The sequence below is a fragment of the Aliivibrio logei genome (genome assembly GCF_001691055.1).
Classification (GTDB): domain Bacteria; phylum Pseudomonadota; class Gammaproteobacteria; order Enterobacterales; family Vibrionaceae; genus Aliivibrio; species Aliivibrio salmonicida.
Genome location: NZ_MAJU01000068.1, coordinates 1 through 386 on the forward strand (window position 1 = coordinate 1; position 386 = coordinate 386).

At 53.4% G+C, this 386-nt stretch carries 1 protein-coding gene; it reads left to right on the plus strand.

Going from position 1 to position 386, the window contains the following annotated elements; all coding sequences use genetic code 11:
- Positions 1-386, plus strand: a 386-nt coding sequence (locus A6E04_RS20840) for an Ig-like domain-containing protein (protein ID WP_139078923.1), incomplete at both ends; no start/stop codon positions are given.

Here is a 386-nt window from a genome sequence, read left to right on the forward strand (position 1 = left end):
CGAGTTCGAAGTAAGCGTGGCGTCAACGGACGCGGCGGGCAACGAAGTAAACAGCACAGTAACATCAACCCATACGGTTGACCTTGAAGCAACAGAAGGTACCGTAACGGTGGCCGATATTACGGCAGATGACGTGATTAACGCGGTTGAAAGCGGACAAACCATCGCGGTAACCGGTACGGCGACAGGTGGCGACATCAGTGAAAACGATGTGGTAACCATGACCATCAATGGCACTGATTACGAAACTACGGTTGATGCGAATGGCAACTGGAGTGTCAACGTGGCGGGCGCGGATCTTGCGGCCGACACCGAGTTTGAAGTAAGCGTGGCGTCAACGGACGCGGCGGGTAATGAAGTAAACAGCACAGTAACATCAACCCATA